The 16973-nt window shown below is 68.5% G+C and carries 17 protein-coding genes and 1 pseudogene; 10 read left to right on the top strand and 8 right to left on the bottom strand.

Annotated elements, in window-relative coordinates; genetic code table 11:
* Window positions 1-24 precede the first annotated feature (24 nt).
* From ACIOMQ_RS04205 to ACIOMQ_RS04220, 4 genes are all read right to left on the bottom strand, one after another.
* On the bottom strand, window positions 25-831 hold the full coding sequence (locus tag ACIOMQ_RS04205) for a DUF5707 domain-containing protein (protein WP_402187794.1): 807 nt from the start codon (window positions 829-831) through the stop codon (window positions 25-27).
* Window positions 832-969: 138 nt separating this feature from the next.
* Entirely contained in the window at window positions 970-1854 is an 885-nt protein-coding gene (locus tag ACIOMQ_RS04210; RefSeq protein WP_362195281.1) for a DUF5707 domain-containing protein, read from the bottom strand.
* 206 nt (window positions 1855-2060) lie between these two features.
* Entirely contained in the window at window positions 2061-5264 is a 3204-nt protein-coding gene (locus ACIOMQ_RS04215) for a sacsin N-terminal ATP-binding-like domain-containing protein (protein ID WP_362196027.1), read from the bottom strand.
* A 494-nt stretch (window positions 5265-5758) separates the two neighbouring features.
* Window positions 5759-6694, bottom strand: a complete 936-nt coding sequence (locus tag ACIOMQ_RS04220; protein ID WP_362195279.1) for a DUF3027 domain-containing protein — start codon at window positions 6692-6694, stop codon at window positions 5759-5761.
* A gap of 423 nt (window positions 6695-7117) precedes the next feature.
* On the opposite strand from ACIOMQ_RS04220, the gene ACIOMQ_RS04225 reads away from it, so the two are divergent.
* From ACIOMQ_RS04225 to ACIOMQ_RS04240, 4 genes are read left to right on the top strand one after another with little or no spacing between them, the layout of a single operon-like run.
* Window positions 7118-8530, top strand: a complete 1413-nt coding sequence (locus tag ACIOMQ_RS04225; protein ID WP_362195277.1) for an MFS transporter — start codon at window positions 7118-7120, stop codon at window positions 8528-8530.
* 27 nt (window positions 8531-8557) lie between these two features.
* Window positions 8558-9040 carry a DUF2771 domain-containing protein gene (locus ACIOMQ_RS04230; RefSeq protein ID WP_362195275.1) on the top strand — a complete coding sequence of 161 codons (483 nt, stop codon included), beginning with the start codon at window positions 8558-8560 and terminating at the stop codon, window positions 9038-9040.
* A gap of 28 nt (window positions 9041-9068) precedes the next feature.
* Window positions 9069-9776, top strand: a complete 708-nt coding sequence (locus ACIOMQ_RS04235; RefSeq protein ID WP_401753717.1) for a futalosine hydrolase — start codon at window positions 9069-9071, stop codon at window positions 9774-9776.
* The gene (locus ACIOMQ_RS04240) at window positions 9757-10623 is read left to right on the top strand and encodes a 1,4-dihydroxy-6-naphthoate synthase (RefSeq protein WP_362195269.1); all 867 of its coding nucleotides are present in this window, start codon (window positions 9757-9759) and stop codon (window positions 10621-10623) included. The genes ACIOMQ_RS04235 and ACIOMQ_RS04240 overlap by 20 nt, the downstream gene beginning before the upstream one ends.
* Window positions 10624-10635: 12 nt before the next feature.
* On the opposite strand, the gene ACIOMQ_RS04245 is transcribed toward ACIOMQ_RS04240, so the two are convergent.
* On the bottom strand, window positions 10636-11019 hold the full coding sequence (locus tag ACIOMQ_RS04245; RefSeq protein ID WP_072485776.1) for a cold-shock protein: 384 nt from the start codon (window positions 11017-11019) through the stop codon (window positions 10636-10638).
* A 209-nt stretch (window positions 11020-11228) separates the two neighbouring features.
* Here ACIOMQ_RS04245 and ACIOMQ_RS04250 point away from each other — a divergent pair, with 209 nt between their 5' ends.
* Entirely contained in the window at window positions 11229-11453 is a 225-nt protein-coding gene (locus tag ACIOMQ_RS04250) for a hypothetical protein (RefSeq protein ID WP_362195266.1), read from the top strand.
* Window positions 11454-11616: 163 nt separating this feature from the next.
* Window positions 11617-12504 (top strand): alpha/beta fold hydrolase, encoded by an 888-nt coding sequence (locus tag ACIOMQ_RS04255; protein ID WP_401263016.1) that lies wholly within the window; start codon window positions 11617-11619, stop codon window positions 12502-12504.
* A 450-nt stretch (window positions 12505-12954) separates the two neighbouring features.
* Here ACIOMQ_RS04255 and ACIOMQ_RS04260 read toward each other — a convergent pair.
* Window positions 12955-13023: pseudogene (locus tag ACIOMQ_RS04260) on the bottom strand (hypothetical protein); the annotation flags it as partial.
* A 58-nt stretch (window positions 13024-13081) separates the two neighbouring features.
* Window positions 13082-13306 carry a Scr1 family TA system antitoxin-like transcriptional regulator gene (locus tag ACIOMQ_RS04265; protein ID WP_402187796.1) on the bottom strand — a complete coding sequence of 75 codons (225 nt, stop codon included), beginning with the start codon at window positions 13304-13306 and terminating at the stop codon, window positions 13082-13084.
* A 257-nt stretch (window positions 13307-13563) separates the two neighbouring features.
* On the opposite strand from ACIOMQ_RS04265, the gene ACIOMQ_RS04270 reads away from it, so the two are divergent.
* The 4 genes from ACIOMQ_RS04270 to ACIOMQ_RS04285 all read left to right on the top strand — a co-directional run bounded on the left by ACIOMQ_RS04270 (window position 13564) and on the right by ACIOMQ_RS04285 (window position 16780).
* Window positions 13564-14046 (top strand): hypothetical protein, encoded by a 483-nt coding sequence (locus ACIOMQ_RS04270; protein WP_362195260.1) that lies wholly within the window; start codon window positions 13564-13566, stop codon window positions 14044-14046.
* A 78-nt stretch (window positions 14047-14124) separates the two neighbouring features.
* Window positions 14125-15447 (top strand): hypothetical protein, encoded by a 1323-nt coding sequence (locus ACIOMQ_RS04275; protein ID WP_402187798.1) that lies wholly within the window; start codon window positions 14125-14127, stop codon window positions 15445-15447.
* An 80-nt stretch (window positions 15448-15527) separates the two neighbouring features.
* A complete protein-coding gene (locus ACIOMQ_RS04280; RefSeq protein WP_402187800.1) occupies window positions 15528-16049 on the top strand; it encodes a hypothetical protein in 522 nt (173 codons plus the stop codon).
* Window positions 16046-16780, top strand: coding sequence for an ATP-binding cassette domain-containing protein (locus tag ACIOMQ_RS04285; RefSeq protein ID WP_402187802.1), 735 nt, complete (start codon window positions 16046-16048; stop codon window positions 16778-16780). Before ACIOMQ_RS04280 ends, ACIOMQ_RS04285 begins: the two co-directional genes overlap by 4 nt.
* Here the strand turns inward: ACIOMQ_RS04285 and ACIOMQ_RS04290 are convergent.
* Window positions 16777-16914 carry a hypothetical protein gene (locus tag ACIOMQ_RS04290; protein ID WP_402187804.1) on the bottom strand — a complete coding sequence of 46 codons (138 nt, stop codon included), beginning with the start codon at window positions 16912-16914 and terminating at the stop codon, window positions 16777-16779. The two genes, ACIOMQ_RS04285 and ACIOMQ_RS04290, sit on opposite strands and share 4 nt — an antisense overlap.
* Between the last annotated feature and the right edge of the window lie 59 nt (window positions 16915-16973).

Below are 16973 nucleotides of genomic sequence, written 5' to 3' on the forward strand. Positions count from 1 at the left end.
GCGGCCGCGGGCGGCTTCACGTCGTCACCTGACGTCGACGAAGTCGCCCGCGGTCGTGACGGCCGGGGTGGTGGACGTACCGGCGAAGCTGTAGCGCCAGTAACCGTCGACCGACGCCTTGACCGTCGTCTTCAGGTTGCCGGTGCCGTTCGTCCTGACCGTCTTGACCGTGGTGTACGTGGAGCCGGTCTTCTTGCGGAACTGGAGCCTCACCGGCTGCCCGGTGTAGCCGTGGTACGCGTGGTCCTCCCAGTTCGCCCGGGACAGCTTCCCGGTGACCGTGATCGTCCTGCCCTTCTTCACCGGCTCCGGGGCGGCGTTGACCGTCAGCTTCGACAGCCGCTGCACACGCGCGGTGGTGTACGAGTCGTAGGACGTGAGGCCGCCGTCCTTGGCGGACGCACCCGCGAGGACGTGCCAGGAGCCCGCCACCTTGTTCCAGCGCAGGTCGGCCTTCGGGTCGATCGTGAGGGTGAGCGCGCAGGTGGCGGCGGTGGCGCTCGCGTTCTTGCAGGTCGCGCCCCCTTCGGGCACCAGAGCACCGTCCATGCCCTCGTCCGGGTCGGTCCCGTGCCACAGGAGCACCCAGCCGTCGGCGATGCCTGAGGCGTGCGAGGCGGTGACCGAGAGGGTGATCGTCTTCGGGGCCGTCGTCCCCAGGACGATGTCCTTTCCGCCGTTGACCAGGACCTGGGAGAGAACGGGCTCCGCCGCGGCGGCGGGCTTTCCGGTCCCGCCCGCGGGAGCCGCCGACGCGGGCAGAGCGGTCAGGGCGGTCAGGGCGGTCAGGGCGAGAGCACCGGAAACAGCGGCGACTGCACGGATACGCATGTGTTTCTCCAGTCTGTTGGCTCGCCCGACTCGACGAACCGGCGATACGGGATGCGAACGGGCCGTGCCCGGGAGGACGGGAGCCGTCCCCGGACACGGCCCGGAAAGGTGCGCGATGGTGCGTGTCTCGCGAAAGAACTACTTCACGTCGACGAAGTCGCCCGCGGTCGTGACGGCCGGGGTGGTGGACGTACCGGCGAAGCTGTAGCGCCAGTAACCGTCGACCGACGCCTTGACCGTGGTCTTCAGGTTGCCGGTGCTGTTCGTCTTGACCGTCTTGACCGTGGTGTACGTGGAGCTGGTCTTCTTGCGGAACTGGAGCTTCACCGGCTGCCCGGTGTAGCCCTGGTACTTGAAGGTCTCCCAGTTGGCCCGCGAGAGCTTGCCGGTGACCGTGATCGTCTTGCCCTTCTTCACGGGCTCCGGGGCGGCGTTCACCGTCAGCTTCGACAGCCGCTGCACACGCGCGGTGCTGTAGAAGTCGGTGTAGGCGACGTCGGTGTAGTTGCCCGCGAAGGCGCCCGCGGAGACGTGCCAGGTACCGGCCAGGGAGTTCTTGTACAGGTCGTAGCGCGGGTAGATCGTGAACGTCAGCTTGCAGGTGGAGGTCGTCGCGTTGACCTTGGTGCACTTGGCCGCGTCCTCGTTCGGCAGGATGGCCCCGTCGATCGTGTTCTCCGAGGACGGGTCCGTGCCGTGCCACAGGTCGGCGTAGGCGTCGACGACACCGGCCGGGTGCGACGCCGTGACCGAGACGGAGATCGTCTTCGCGGCCGTGGTGCCCAGGACGATGTTCTTGCCGCCGTTGACGACGACCTTGGAGATGACGGGTTCCGCGGTGGCGGCGCGGGAGGCCGCGGCGGCCTTCGAGGACCCCTTGGCGGCGGTGCCGAAGACCTCGGCGGCCGACGTCGGCTTGTGCGGGTTCGCAGCAGAGTGGTCGCCCGCGTGGGCGGCCGGGACGGCCAGAGCGGTCAGAGCCAGGGCGCCGGAAACGGCTGCGACAGTGGCACGAATACGCATGTGTTTTCCCCAGTGGAGAAAGGGCCCCGCGAGTACGTGGTGCGACCCGTGCGGGGCTCGTTCGGTCTGTGAGTCTGCTGACTCGACAGACCAGACCCGCCACACATGTGAAGGGTTGTACACCAAACCGAACTTCTTGCGAAGATCCTCCCGCGGCGCTCGGAAGATCCCCCCTCGGCGCTCGTGGGGCCCTTGGGCGCCCCGCCTCAGTCGAACCAGCGGTCCCGGGCCAGTTCGGCCGTGCGGGACGGGTCCTCCAGCAGCGCCGCGACCTCGAAACGGCGCGGCCACTGCCCCGCCGCCCAGGCCAGGCCCGCCGCGACACCCTCCAGCGTGGCGGCGTGCACGGTCCCGTCGGGCGTGCGGCGCCAGTCCAGTTCGACGCCGCCCGCGCGCAGTTCGCCGTGCTCGATGTACGTGTCCGGGGTTCCGGCACCGAGGAGGACCCGTACCGCATCCGGAACCCGGTGTTCCTCGCCCTCCGTCGTCACCTCCGCCGCCACGGTCTCGCCGAGCCGCCGCACCTGGAACAGCTCGGCCAGATCGGCCGCGCGCGTCGGGGCGACCGGGAGCAGCGGGAGACCGGCGGTGAGCGGCAGCAGATCCGGGGCGTCCGCGATCACGGCGTCCGCCGCGTCGACGACCCGGACCTCGCCGTCGACCACGGCCCGCAGCGCGTCGGGCAGCGTCACCTGTTCGGGGTCGAGATCGGCCAGCGCCGTGTACAGGGAGTGCAGTTGTACGGGGCCGACCTCACGGTCCTCGTCCGCGAGCCGGGCAAGGAGCTCGGCGGCGCCGCCGGGCTCGTCGAGCAGGGCGGCCACGGAGGTCCGTACGCCGAGGGCGCGCAGCACCTGGGCGTCGTCGAACCCGGTCGCGTCGGCGGAGTCGTACAGTCCGGCCAGCCGCGGGTCGCCGGAGGCCGCCCGCAGACCGGCCGGCCGGCGGCCGTCGAGCACGGGGTGGTCGCGCAGCCACCAGGCCGTGTACGGGCGGACGGACCGGGTCGTGCCGTCGGGCAGCAGCACCCGCACCGGCTGGGTCAGCGCGTCGCGCAGCGGCGGCCGGGCGAGCAGGGCGAGCGCCTGCGGCCAGGCGTCGTCGTCGACGAGGTCCAGGTCGCGGACGGCGACGAGTTCGGTGGCGACCGGCGGCACGGGGGTGTCGGGCAGCTGGTCGAGTACGTCCTCGCACCACACGTCCACGGCGTCGAGCAGACCCGCGTCGTCGGGCTCGGCGAAGTCGCCCTCGCGGGGGTCCAGTTCGTCCGGGTCCAGGACGACGTCGGCGGCCCGGACGAGGGCGAAGGTGGCGAGCACACCGCAGGCGGTGAGCGGCTGCTCGCCCCAGCGTTCGGTCAGCTCCTGGTCGCAGAGCGCGAGTTCGCCCTCCCGCATGACGGCCGCGAACGGGCTGCCGGGCAGCACGAGTTCACTGGCGGGGGCCGGTTCGCCGTCCTCGTCGGGCAGGGCGAGCGCGCCGAGCCAGGGCTCGTCGCCGGGGGCCAGCTCGGCGTCCCGTACGAGGGTGAGGACGGTCTCGGCGAGCTCGTCGGCGTCCAGCGCGTCCTCGTCCCAGATCTCGCCCGCGTCCAGCGATCCGGCGACGGCGGCCCGCACCTGCGGGGTCGCCAGCACGGCGCGCGGGGTGGCGGGCAGGGCGCCCAGCTTCTCCAGCAGCGGATGGGCGGCGTCCGGGTGCGCGACCTTGAGCCCGAGCCGGGCGAGCCGGTCCAGGACGGGGCCGGTGAGCGCGTCGGGGAGCGGAAGGAGGACCTGGCGGGGGCCGATGGTGGTGCGGGGGGCGGCCGGTGCCCCGGCGTCCGGCGCCTGAGGCGTCCCGGCCAGCGGGACGGGCAGGCCGGAGAGGCGGTCCGGGTCGGTGCCGGACAGGCTGTCGTACAGCCGCCGCCACCAGCCGGGGTCGCGCTCCAGTCCGGCGAGCCGGTCGATCGCCTCGGTCAGCGGAACGCGGGCGACGCCGAGCGTGCGCAGTTCGCTGCGGCGCTCCAGCCCGGCGGGCAGCAGGCACGGCAGGACCTCGGCGAGCACCCGTACGGTCTCGGCACCGACGCCCTCCAGCACCTCGGCCTCGATGGGGCGCAGCGCGGTGGTGGCCGCCTCGCGGATGCCGTCCGCCGCGTCCCAGGTGTCCCACCGGTCCGCTTCGGCGGCTGCGTCGCGCGGGGCGGCGGGCGCCAGGAACGCGACGCGCGGCAGCCGCGCCAGGATCGCGCCGCGCAGGGCCCCGTCCAGTTCGCCCTTGCCGAGCGGCCCGGGGACGAGGTCGATGGTGTCGACCGCCGTCGGCTGCCAGCCGGCGAGCAGTTCGGCGTACGCCTCGGCCGCGCGCTGCACCAGGAAGTCGGTCAGCGGGCCGGGCGCGGGGTGGCGGCGGGCGGTGTCGAGCGGCAGCGACGCGATGAGCAGCGCGGGGATGCCGAGGGGTTCGTCGGTGGGCGTCGGCGCGTGGACGACGGGGGCGGTGCGGGGGCGTACCGGGGCGCCCTCCGCGTCCACGGGGACCGCCCAGGTGACCGACCAGTGCGGGCGCAGCCGTTCCTCGCGGGGCCGGTCGACGAGCAGGGCGGGCTCGACGGGGCCGTGGCGGGTGACGGTGCGCCAGCGGTGCGTTCCGTGAGCGGAGTCCTCGACGTGGATGTACGGGCCGTGCTGCGAGCGGCGCAGCGTCCGTACGGCGTCCTGGGTCTCGATCACGATCTCGTCGAGGCCGCGCAGGGTGAGCAGGAGCGCGTCGTCGACCGCGTCGAGCAGCCGGAGCACGAGGTCCTCGGCGCCGCCGTCGCGCAGCGGGAGGACGACGACGGTGTCGTACCCGTCGGGTGCGGTGCCCTCGGCGGGCAGCGGGAGCCGCAGCAGCGGTACGTGGCCGTCGCGGCGGCGGAGCTCGTCACCGAGTCCGGGGCTGGCGACGGCGGCGCGGGCGGCGAGGTCGCGGGCCTCGGCGAGGGACCAGCGGACGCCGCCGTGCCGGCCGACGACGGCGGGCTCGTCGCTCACCGCGAGCACGGCGGCGAACCCGACGCCGAACCGGCCGACGGCTCCCTCGTGCCCCTCCCGCTTGGCGGAGGCGCGCAGGGTGGAGAGCGACTCCACGCCGGTGGCGTCGAGGGCGGCGCCGGTGTTGGCGGCGGCGAGTACGGCGGGGGCGTCCGCGGTCGCCGGGTGAAGGGTGAGGCGGAGCCGGCCGGGGACCTGGGCGCGGGCGGCGGCGTCGGCGGCGTTCTGGGCCAGCTCGACGACGAGGCGGTCGCGGTAGCCGCCGAGTGCGAGGTCCTCCTCGGCGTTGGCGTCCTCGCGGAACCTGGCGGGGCCGGCTCCCCAGGAGTCGAGCACGCCGCGTCGCATCCGTGCGGTCCCGAACGGATCGGCCCCCTCGGTCGCATTCATGCTCACGCTCTGACTCCGCTCTTTCCGGTTACGCGTTGCCCGTGCCGCCAGTGTGCGCTTGAAGGTACCGGGTCCTCTCGCCGGGCGGGGCGCCGTGTCTGCGGGGTCGCCCGCGGCAAGGCCGGATTCTGTCGCACCGCACACCGCCGCCCCGGCCGCGTCCTCGACGCCGGACGGTCCGGGGCATGCCGGACAGAGCCTGCCCGGCGATCGGGGAAAAACGGCCCACCGGCCAGACCCGCGGGCCCGTCGGGCCAAGAGGAGAAAGCGGTTTCGCGGGTGGGCCGACAGGCGCACCCGGGACGTGCCGTCGGCCGACCCGCAGGCGCACCCCGGGGCCGCGTCCCGCACATGAAAACGAAGCGGTTCGCGGCGCGCCCCGCACGCTCGCTCAGGACGTACTCCTGGTCGCCCCGCACGCTCACCCGGGACATGCCCCGGTCGCCCCGGACGTGCCGGGGCCCAACCCCGGCAGGCGCCGGGCGGCGGGCCCGTCAGGAGTGGCCGAGGTCCTCCGTCGGGGTGTCCGGCTCCACCGGTACCGAGCCGGAGTCCCGCGCCGGCCGCAGCGGATACTCGTCCACCTGCATCGTGTCGAGCGCATGCGGCGCAGGCTTCGGCGGCTTCGGCATCACCGCCGCCTCCGAATGCCCACCGCACCCGTACGACAGCGACACCACATGGCCGTCCGCCGGACCGAACTCGTTCGCGCACACCCCGAACGCCTGCTTCAGCGAACCCGCCAACGGCACCAGGAACGCGCAGGTGACGCACGATGCCGGAGCCGCCTGGGCCATCGGCGTCTTCGCGCCGAACCCCTCGTCCCACCGGTCGGCCGCCGTATGCAGCCCGTACCGCGACAGCACCCGCGCCCGCCGCATGCCGAGCTCCTCCGCGACCGCCGCGATCGAGCCCCGGTCCGTCGTCGCGGGACGCGTCGTCAGCTCCGCGTCCTCCACGTCGACGATGTCGGCCATCTCCTCCGACATCTCGGAGACCGCGGAGTTCGGCGGCGGCTCCTCCTCGCCGGTGTAGCCGGGCTCCAGGCGGAGGTCGTCCGCCTCGGTGGGCAGCAGATCGCCGGGCCCCATGTCCCCGGGGCGCAGCCGCTCGCTCCACGGCACCCACTCGGGGGCGAGGAGCGCGTCACTGCCAGGCAGCAGAACCGTCTCGTCAAGGGTGACGTTCTTCGCGCGGGACGCCCGCGCGACCGTCACCGCCCAGCGCCAGCCCCGGTAACCGGGCTCCTGGCACTCGAAGAAATGCGTGACGACCCGGTCGCCCTCGGCGACCAGGCCCACATGCTCACCGACGACCCCCGGTGCGGCTGCCTCCTCGGCCGCCGCGCGTGCGAGGTCTACCGCCTCGGCGCACAAGCGGTCGGGGACAGGGGTACGGGCCGTACGGCTTCGCGTCGTCGCAGCACTCACAGGTCTCGCTTCTCTCCTACGCCAGTCTCACGAGCGCGCCAGCACATCCATCGATTTCGGCCATGACGGGTGCGGGCGGAGCGGACCTGGGGGCCGCGTCGACGTCCACACCCGTTGTGCCTGCCTCGGGCGCACCTTCTGCCATCCATTCTGCGGGATCGCCGATAGGCGCGCGGCCGAGAACAACCGCCGGTGGCGCGCTACGCACGCTACCCTCTCCGCCGCTCCCCGCCCACCTGCCCGTCCGGAACAGGGTCGTATCCGGGGTCGCGCTCCCGTGCGAAGACCGTCTCGCGGCCCGTGCGATCACCGGCCGGTTCAAGCCGGTCGGGCCGGGCGGAGCACTGGCCCGACAGGGCGGAGTGCACCGCGTCCCGCGCCGATGCCGGTTCGTCACCGCCGTGACTGGGGCACTATGACGAAGTGACTTCCGCCAGGTCGCACAAGGATTCCGGCCCGCTCCGCAGGACGGGCCGGGCGGTCGGTCATGCCCTGCGCACCCCGTTCACCGGCACCGCGAAAGGAATTCGGAAGGCGACGCACGCCCACGGCGCCGGGGAGTCCGGGCTCGGCAAGCTGATCGAACTGCACGCGGTGAACGGCGCGGGCGATGTGATGATCACGGTTGCGCTCGCCTCGACGGTGTTCTTCGCCGTACCGACGGACGAGGCCCGGGGCCGCGTCGCCCTCTACCTCGCCGTCACCATGGCGCCCTTCACCCTCCTCGCGCCCGTGATCGGCCCGCTCCTGGACCATCTGCCGCACGGCCGCCGCGCCGCGATGGCCGCCGCGATGCTGGCCCGTGCGGTGCTCGCGCTCACCATGTCGGGCGCCGTCGCCACCGGCGGCCTGGAGCTGTATCCGGCCGCACTGGGCGTCCTGGTCTGCTCGAAGGCGTACGGAGTCGTCCGCAGCGCCGTCGTGCCGCGCCTGCTGCCGCCCCGCTTCTCCCTGGTCAAGGCGAATTCCCGGGTCACCCTGGCCGGGCTCCTGGCAACCGGTGTCGCCGCCCCGATCGGGGCGGGGCTCCAGATCGTCGGCTCCCCCTGGCCGCTGTACGGGGCGTGCGTGATCTTCGTCGGAGGGACCGTCCTCGCCTTCACGCTGCCGCACAAGGTCGACTCCTCGAAGGGCGAGCGGAAGGCCCAGCTGGTGCCCCCGCTCGGCGCGACGTCCCCCCGACCCGCGGTGGGGCGGAACGGGAAGGCGAAGGGCCGGGAGAAGAACGGCGAGAAACGGCCCGGCCTGCGGTCCGTGGGACCGTCCGTGCTGAACGGGCTCCAGGCCAACACCGCGCACCGCGCCCTCTCCGGCTTCCTGATCTTCTTCCTGGCGTTCCTGCTGCGTGAGCAGCCGCTCGCCGGGCAGAGCGCCGCCGTCTCGCTCGGCATCGCCGGCGTGGCGGCCGGGGCCGGCAACGCGCTCGGTACGGCGGTCGGCTCCTGGCTGAGGGCCCGCGGGCCCGAGATGATCGTCGCCTCCGTGCTGGCCCTGGCGCTGGGCGTCGCCGTGCTCGCGGCGCTCTTCTTCAGCACCGTCATGGTCGCCGCGCTCAGCGCGACGGCGGGCTTCACCCAGGCCCTGTCGAAGCTCTCGCTGGACGCGATGATCCAGCGCGATGTGCCCGAAGAGGTGCGGACCTCCGCGTTCGCCCGGTCCGAGACCGTGCTTCAGATGGCGTGGGTGGTCGGCGGCGGCATCGGCATCGCCCTCCCCCTCAACGGCGTACTGGGCATGTCGGTGGCGGCGGCCGTCCTCGCCCTGGGCGCGGCCACGTCCGTACGGGGGCTGCTGGCCGCCGCGCGGCACGGCTCGCCGCACCCCCGCGTGGCGTGAGCGGGAGCGACCGATAGCCTTCGGCCCATGACCGTTGCGTTCTTCTCCGGTAAGGGCCGTCGAATCGGCGTCGCTCTTGGTGCCGTGTCCGCGGGACTCCTTGTCCTGTCCGCCTGCGACAAGCCGACGCCGCTCGCGACCGTAACGGTCGGCGGCAACTCGGTGAGCATCGAGGCGTCCTGCTACAACGACGGCAAGGCTCTCAAGGAGTCCGAGATCCAGGGCTGCCTCAACAAGAAGGCGGAGAAGTCCGTCGAGGTCGCGATGGACGACAAGGTCCGCTTCGGCGTCGACCCGGAGATCGCGGACAACGGCTGGACCCTGTTCATCAACGGCCAGCAGGCCGAGCAGGAGCCGTACAAGAAGACCTACCGGTCCATCCCCGGCAGCGCCTTCTTCTCCAGCCAGACCGGCGAGACCACGAGCAACAAGACGCAGATCAGCATCGTGGAGACCAAGGGCAAGAAGCTCACGGGCATCTGGCACTTCGAGCTCAAGAAGACTTCCTGATCCCCTCCTGCCCTCGGAGGATTCCCCCGTGCGTGTGCTCGTCGTGACCGCTGTCCCCGCCGAACGGGACGCGGTCACGCGTGCGTTCGGGGACGTGTCCGAGGTGGCGGGCGTTCAGGCCCACCGCGTGACCGGCCCCGGCGGCTCCGTCCTCGTCGATGTCCTCGCGGGCGGCGTCGGCCCGGCCGCCGCGGCGGCCGCGACGGCTTTCGGCCTCGCCGCGCAGCCGTACGACCTCGTTGTCTCGGCCGGGATCGGCGGCGGGTTCGCGCCCGTCGCCCCGGTCGGCTCGGTCGTCGTCGCGAGCGGCATCGTCGCCGCCGACCTGGGCGCCGAGACCCCCGAGGGCTTCGTCCCCGTCACCGGTCTGGGCTTCGGGCGCGACCGGTTCACGCCACCGCCCGCGCAGGTACGGGACGTGGCCGCCGCCACCGGCGCGCTCACCGGCGAGGTCCTCACCGTCTCGACCGTGACCGGCAGCGCCGCACGCGCCGCCGCCCTGCTCGCCACCCACCCCCGGGCCGCCGCCGAGGCCATGGAGGGCTTCGGGGTCGCCGAGGCCGCCGAGCGGGCGGGCGTACCGGTGCTGGAGATCCGGGCCGTCTCGAACACCGTCGGCCCGCGCGACCGGGACGCCTGGCGCATCGGCGACGCGCTGGCCGCGCTCACCGGGGCGTTCGGGAAGCTCGCACCCGCACTGGAAGGTTGGACCCACCATGACCGACACGACTCATGACCCGTCGAATCCGTTGCACATCGCCTTCTCGCCGTGCCCGAACGACACCTTCGTCTTCGACGCCTGGGCGCACGGAAGGGTCCCCGGCGCGCCCGCACTCGATGTCACCTTCGCGGACATCGACCTCACCAACGGCATGGCCGCGCGCGGCGAACTCGACGTGCTCAAGGTCTCGTACGCGGTACTGCCCTGGGTGCTCGACGAGTACGCGCTGCTGCCGTGCGGCGGGGCGCTGGGGCGGGGCTGCGGGCCGCTCGTCCTCACGAAGGAGCCGGGCACGGATCTGACGGGGAAGACCGTCGCCGTCCCGGGTGAGCGCTCCACGGCGTATCTGCTCTTCCGGCTCTGGGCGGCCGACGTGGTGCCGGGCGGGGTCGGCGAGATCGTCGTCCTGCCGTTCGACGAGATCATGCCCGCCGTCCGCGACGGGAAGGTGGACGCCGGTCTCGTCATCCACGAGGCCCGTTTCACGTACCAGAACTACGGGCTCCACAACCTCGCCGACATGGGCCGGCACTGGGAGGAGACGACCGGGCTGCCGATCCCGCTCGGCGCGATCATCGCCAAGCGGTCGCTGGGCGCGGCCACGCTGCGGCTGCTCGCCGATGCGGTGCGCACCTCGGTCCGGATGGCCTGGGACGACCCGGAGGCGTCACGCCCCTACGTGCTGGAGCATGCCCAGGAGATGGACCCGGCCGTGGCGGACCAGCACATCGGGCTGTACGTCAACGAGTTCACCGCGGACCTCGGCGAGGACGGCTACGCGGCGATCCGCGGACTGCTGACCCGCGCGGCGGCCGAGGGACTGGTGCCGCCCCTCGGCCCGGACGCGCTGTCGTTCGTCTGAGTTCTGCGCGGGTCACACGTCGAGCTGGTCGGCGACCGCGCGCAGCAGGCCGCCGATCTTCTTCCCGGCCGCCTTGTCGGGGTAGCGGCCGCGCTCCAGCATCGGCGTGATGTTCTCCAGCAGGGTGGTCAGGTCCTGCACGATGGACGCGAGCTCGTCCGGCTTGCGGCGCTGTGCGGCCGCGACGGACGGGGTCGGGTCCAGGATCGCCACCGAGAGCGCCTGGTCTCCGCGCTGACCTGCGACGACGCCGAATTCGACGCGCTGTCCGGGCTTGAGTGCGTCGACGCCGTCGGGAAGCACCGAGGAGTGCACGAAGACATCGCCGCCGTCATCGCGGGAGAGAAAGCCGAAGCCCTTCTCGCTGTTGAACCATTTGACCTTGCCAGTCGGCAAAGCACGCACCCCATCTCAACCCGTATGCCGGAACAAGCCTCAGCAGGTCAGGCTATCCAGTGGTGGTGCTCCCCTGCTGGCAGCAGCCTCCCCAGGTGAACTACCCCTCGTCAAGCCTGGTCATCCGGACTGCTGTCCAGAAACGGTGCCTGTGTGGCGCACCGTCGGCCGTGGGACGGGTCGCCGACACCGGGAACTACCCTGGCGGGGTGAGTACTACATCTTCTGGCGCCGGTGACCGGCTGGTCCGGATCGGCGCGATCGTCTTCTTCGTCGGAGCACTGGCCACACTGGCCACGATGGCCCCGCTGTTCCTGGGGACCCATCCGCTTCCGTCCATCGCGTGGTCGCTGTGCATGCTGATGGGCGTCGGCTTCCTGATCGCCGCGGCGGGCGTGGTGCGGTCGGTGCGGGCGGGGGCGCCGAAGCGGTAGGGCCGGGGCGTCCGGCGGCCCGTTCCGGCCTCGCACCGGACGGGCTCGGTCCTCGGCGCGGGCCCGGCTCCGGACGGGCTTGATCTCGCCCGGTCCGCACACCCGTAGCCCCGCGCCGGCCATCCGGGGGCGCCCCGGCAGCGGATGCTGGGAAACTACAAGCATGCCGATTGCCGAAGTCTCGCCCGGGGTGTCCATCGCGTACGAGACCTTCGGTGACCCCTCCGACGCACCTGTCCTCCTCGTGATGGGTTTCAGCGCTCAGATGATCGCCTGGCACGAGGACTTCTGCCGCGCACTCGCCAGTCGTGGCCGCTACGTGATCCGGTACGACAACCGCGACTGCGGGCTGTCCACCAAGTTCGACGATCATCCCGTCGATACGGGCCGGCTCATCGCCGCTGTGAGCTCGGGAGACATTCCGTCCGCCCTCGCGATGGTTCCCTACACGCTTCAGGACATGGCCGACGACGGCCTCGACCTGCTCACGGCGCTCGGGATCGAACGAGCTCACGTGGTCGGGTCCTCGATGGGCGGAATGCTCGCCCAGACGATGGCCATCAGCCGGCCGACGCGGGTGCTGACCCTGACCTCGATGATGTCCTCGACCGGCGAACCCGAATACGGCCGGTCCAGTCCCGAAGCCCAGGCGGTGGTCTCCGGTCCGAAGCCGGCGGACCGCGAGGGATACATCGCAGCGGCGGAAAAAGACCTCGTATGGGCCTCCAAGCGCTATGGCGACCCTGCGGCCCTTCGTGAGCTGGCTGCCGGCAGTTACGACCGCGCGTACTGCCCGGCCGGAGCCGGACGTCAACTCGGAGCGCTGATCCTCAGTGGTTCACGCGCACCTGCGCTCCGGGAGCTCCGGGTCCCGACCCTGGTGATCCATGGCCTGGACGACACGCTGATCGACCCCGGCGGAGGGGAACGCACCGCAGCTCTCGTGCCCGGAGCGAAGCTCTTGTTGATCCCCGGTATGGGTCACGACCGCCCCCGCGAACTCTGGCCCGAAATCAACGACGCCATCGAGGCGCACACCGACCGCGAATGAACCATTTCAGCGGCAGTCCCGCCACGGTCACGACGCTCCGTCGTAGAGCGCCCGGAAGTGCAGCAGCGCCTGATGGTCCGGGTCGGACTCCGTAAGCGTGCAGTCGACTCGGTCTGCCGGAACTCGGTCCATGGGCGTGAGCGTCAGCGGAAGGACAGGACGGCGGCCTCGCCGCCGAAACCGGCCACCAGCCGTCCATCCCGGCGCCACCGTCGCGGCATGCACCGGCGGGGGGAACACCAGCGGCGGGCCGACCTGTTGGCCGGCAGCCAGGCCCCATACCCGCACCCTGGCTCCAACTCCGCCTCGGCATCCGCCAGGACAGGGCCGTATGACTGATCCAGTGAAATCGTGCCGAGGCGGGACACCGAGCCGTATACGTACAGGATGGTCTCCCCCGGATCCGGGATGGGCGCCGATAGCGAACGGGATTACCTGGACAGTGATGTGCTCCCGCTCACTCTGCTCAACCAGATGTCGAAGCTGGCTCCTGGCGACGGCAGGGCCGCCGACTGGCACACGGAGTGCAGCTTCATGAATGACTGCCAGTACGCCGGCGGCATTGGTTGGTCATTGGTCAGGGGGCCTGGTGCTGGAGTCGGCGACTCACTCGGTGCTCGATGTCTGAGCGAGAGAACTCCGGCACGACCTGCCGGAAGATCTCGCGGGCATGGTCTGTGGTCCGGAGAAGACCCGGGACATGAGACGTATGGGCAGACCGTAGCCCGGTCGCGTGGTGCTCCAACTCCGCTTCGAGGCTGTCCGGCGTTTGAGGATGGAACCGGGGCGTGTTCGAGGCCAAGGAACAATCCCCCGTCTGCTCGACTCGCGCTCCGAGCCTTCACAGTCTCCCCTTATGCCGCGAACGCCATAAATCACCCCATCCCCAACCCTCAGAACTGCTACCTTTTCAAGTCAAATAGTAATTTCGCACGAACACGGATAACAAGCACTTCAAACAACGTTCCCCTGGTGCGACAAACCGCAAATCTCCTTGCCCGAAAAGAGGACATGATGAGAAGGTAAAGAAACATTCACCCAGGGGGAGGATCCATACATATGAACCCGAGGATCGTCGGTCTGCGACTCGGCTCAATAAGCGGAATAGCTGCTGCCGCATGTTTCGCAGTGACGCCTGTAGCCAACGCCGCCGAAGTAAGTGCAGCAACTGACTCCGGAGTCGTTCAGCCCTACAACTGGACCAGCAAACTAGGTGGCGTCCTGACTGGCTTCCAGTCACACACGTGGGTAGACGAGTCGTATTCTGAAGTCAGGTTCAAGGATTGCGACACCAGTAGTTCTTCCGTTTCAGAGAGCACCACGGTCGACCTTCGCTGGCGCCGTTCTTTGCAACCGGACAAGTCCTGGGGAACCAAGCGGTTCACGAATTGCTTCAAGGGATACGACAGTGTCAGCTCCGGAGAATGGACTGGCCTCTCCCACGGCGATCAATTCTTCCAGATCAAGTACATCAATGACAGCGATTTCGGAAACAGCCTCGACGTGCGCGTAGTTGCCATAGATACGACTCAGGCCGACTAGGCAAAAAGCTTCACAGTTGCGGCAGGGCGTCCAAAAAATGGGCGCCCTGCACGGCATTACAACTTACCGAAAGAATTCATGAAATTCACGACACGCCTTCGCGTCAGCAGTGCATTGTGGGTACTCCCTGTAGCAATCGGCTTGATGCTCTTGTATTTTTTCAAAAGTTTCGCGATTGATTACAAAGTACCCGAATACCAACCCAAGTACGCGCCATCTGTCACATCGTCCGCACTGTTGTCATTCTATGCACTCTCCTATGCGATTGCCTCCTCGCTCTCCGCATGGGAAAGCGGAAGGCTAAGAAGAAATCACGTTTGGGAACTCGCACCATCACGCTCCCGAATCGGAATCACCTTCCACGCTCTAGCTCCAGTGATAGCCCTTTCCTGGCTCATGTTGATTCTTCCTGTCGGGATGGCGCTGGCCAGGGAGGAGACAACCCCGACCCTAGGAATCCTCCCTCTGCTGATCATGGCACTGCTCGTGGCAACAGCGCATGCCGTAGTGGGATTTGGAATAGGCCTACGAATTTCGCATCTCATCGCAACTCCAGTCCTTGCCGTGGGCGTTTTTTTCTGTGTAGCAGCCGCCTGGTCCTACGAGCCGTTCTGGATTCGCCATGTATCGGGGCAATTCCCCGTCGACCTGATGTTCGCAGAATCTGCAAGCCTCGTGTCGCTCGTACCCCATGTCCTTTTCATCGGTTCTCTTGCCGCTGGGGTCGCGATACTTTCCATCCCTGTTTACGGCAGGCGGTCTCGCGTCTTCATTCCCGCACTGGCTTGCGTCATATCGATTTCCGGACTGCTTGCATCGTACGCCACGGTTAAAAACTGGGGCGCCAACCCACCGCTGTCGACTGGCAACGTCGCAATGGAATGTTCTGGGCAATCCCCAAAGGTTTGTCTACCTGCGGGTACTGATACTCAAGTAGCCGTGGTGCAGGCCGAGGTGGCAAGCGTCCTAAGGAAGTTGGAGAAAGCAGGAGTGGCCTTCGAACCACCCCGAAGCGTGGTCGACAGCATGGTGAACCGCCGCTACCCCATTGCCTCTACTCGTTCTCGCTGGCAACTTCCGTTGATTGCCAGTCAGCATGAGGGCACCACTGGGCTCCAGACTGTTCGAAAGGCCACCGAGCTTCCCTGCCGGCACCCGTCCGAAGGCATCTACACCCGGAGCATCCTGCTATGGTCGGCGGATATCGTCGGCCAGAGAAAAACCTACTTGCGCCAGCAGCGTGTGGAGCTGAGTCAGTTCAGGAATCACGAAGAGGTCATAGCCCTGACAGAGAAGCGCGTGGCTGAAGTCCATGCGATGCCGACTGCAGCCCAGCTGAAGTGGTACGAGGATGAACGTAAGCGGGCTTGCAATCCGAAGCAGCAGTCGGGAGCAAACTAATGTGGTGGTGGATCAAGTGTCGCCGGGCGCACACGCTACTGCCATCCGCCCTCGCCTGCTTCATTTCCATCATAGCGATCATGCAGGGGAAGACGCTTTCTTTGCCTTCCATTCTCTCCGGCACGAGCAATCAATTCTTGTTCACGCTGATCGCTCCAGTACCGCTCTGCGCCGCTCTGGCAGCATCGCTTGAGTCCCGGATCTTTTCACCAGAAGAGACCGGCCTGCGAAACATCCCGCTTCTCGACGCGGGGTTAACTTTGCTGTCCACTGCGGTCGCGGCAGCCTCAGCGCTTGGCGTGAGTACAGCATTGAACTCACCTGCAGCGAGCGCAGCCGGGCGTAACGCGGCTTTCCTGGTCGGCCTTACGCTCTTCTCTCGAAGCATAATCGGACGACCTGCAGTCATGGTGCCCGTGGCATGGATCTTCTGTGTCGTATTTTTCGGTTACCAAAATTCTCAGCAACCTTATTTTTGGACTATCCTCCCGGAAAGTTCCAGCAATCCATATGCTGCTGCAGTGGCAGTCGTCGCGCTCTCTGCGGGTCTCGCCGCTCAGATCTTCTGGCCGCCACAACCGAACGAGACGGGAGAAGCATGAATCTAACAATAAACTCTTGCACCTACGGTTACCGACCTTGGTCAAACCCTGTGGTAGCAGACCTTGATTACAAAATGCCTCATGGAACGAATATTCTCCTGGGCCCCAACGGTGCTGGAAAATCTACACTCCTCAAGCTTGCCGCATCTGTAATCCACCCACGCAAGGGAACTGTTAAGTTTGGTGAACTTTCTTCTCGCGAGCGCATCTACCGCAGTAAAGTAGCGTGGATGCCGCAGCGAATTGTCGCCATGTCCACGCTCACTGCGCGAGAGCAGGTCGCCTATGTAGGTTGGCTTAAGGGCATGAATCGGCGGGATGCATGGGACTCCTCAATCACCGCATTGTCTCGCGTAGATCTCAAAAAGCAAGCAGACACAAAGGCTGCGCGTCTTTCTGGAGGTCAACTACGCCGGGTCGGTGTCGCGTCCGCTCTGGTACACGATGCCAGCGTTCTGCTTCTAGACGAACCCACTGCTGGAATGGATCCGCGACAGCGGAGAGTTTTCCGGAGTCTCCTCCGCCCCTTGGCAGAAGAGAAAGACATATTGATTTCCACACACGACGTTTCTGACCTGGCTGAAGAATCGGATCACGTCACACTGCTGGAAGCCGGAAAAATCACATTCACGGGAAGTACTGAAGACTTTCTAGCGCATGCACCCGCAGATGTTGCTGCCGGCAGGAAAGCGGAAGCCGCCTACACTGCACTGAACAAGAGTGAATTTTAATTCATACGGATGTAGCTGCCGTCGACCAGGTGCTCGCCAGGGAGCAGACGGCGGCGAGCCAGGCGGGTGTGGATGTCAGGCAGGACCTGAGTGTCGTACGTGGTGGTCGGGGTGGTGGCCACGTCCGTGATCACGTTCGTTTCGTCGGGAGTATGGGTCTCGGTGAGGTGGGCGAGGAATCCCTTCCATCGGG

This window comes from Streptomyces sp. NPDC087845 (genome assembly GCF_044742755.1).
Classification (GTDB): Bacteria; Actinomycetota; Actinomycetes; order Streptomycetales; family Streptomycetaceae; genus Streptomyces.

Excerpts from the sequence above, each read along its gene's own strand:
- ACIOMQ_RS04240 (WP_362195269.1), top strand. The coding sequence starts at position 9,757 with ATGACCGACACGACTCATGACCCGTCGAATCCGTTGCACATCGCCTTC.
- ACIOMQ_RS04205 (WP_402187794.1), bottom strand. The coding sequence starts at position 831 with ATGCGTATCCGTGCAGTCGCCGCTGTTTCCGGTGCTCTCGCCCTGACC.
- ACIOMQ_RS04255 (WP_401263016.1), top strand. The coding sequence starts at position 11,617 with ATGCCGATTGCCGAAGTCTCGCCCGGGGTGTCCATCGCGTACGAGACC.
- ACIOMQ_RS04270 (WP_362195260.1), top strand. The coding sequence starts at position 13,564 with ATGAACCCGAGGATCGTCGGTCTGCGACTCGGCTCAATAAGCGGAATA.
- ACIOMQ_RS04210 (WP_362195281.1), bottom strand. The coding sequence starts at position 1,854 with ATGCGTATTCGTGCCACTGTCGCAGCCGTTTCCGGCGCCCTGGCTCTG.
- ACIOMQ_RS04215 (WP_362196027.1), bottom strand. The coding sequence starts at position 5,264 with ATGAATGCGACCGAGGGGGCCGATCCGTTCGGGACCGCACGGATGCGA.
- ACIOMQ_RS04280 (WP_402187800.1), top strand. The coding sequence starts at position 15,528 with ATGCAGGGGAAGACGCTTTCTTTGCCTTCCATTCTCTCCGGCACGAGC.
- ACIOMQ_RS04230 (WP_362195275.1), top strand. The coding sequence starts at position 8,558 with ATGACCGTTGCGTTCTTCTCCGGTAAGGGCCGTCGAATCGGCGTCGCT.
- ACIOMQ_RS04285 (WP_402187802.1), top strand. The coding sequence starts at position 16,046 with ATGAATCTAACAATAAACTCTTGCACCTACGGTTACCGACCTTGGTCA.
- ACIOMQ_RS04275 (WP_402187798.1), top strand. The coding sequence starts at position 14,125 with ATGAAATTCACGACACGCCTTCGCGTCAGCAGTGCATTGTGGGTACTC.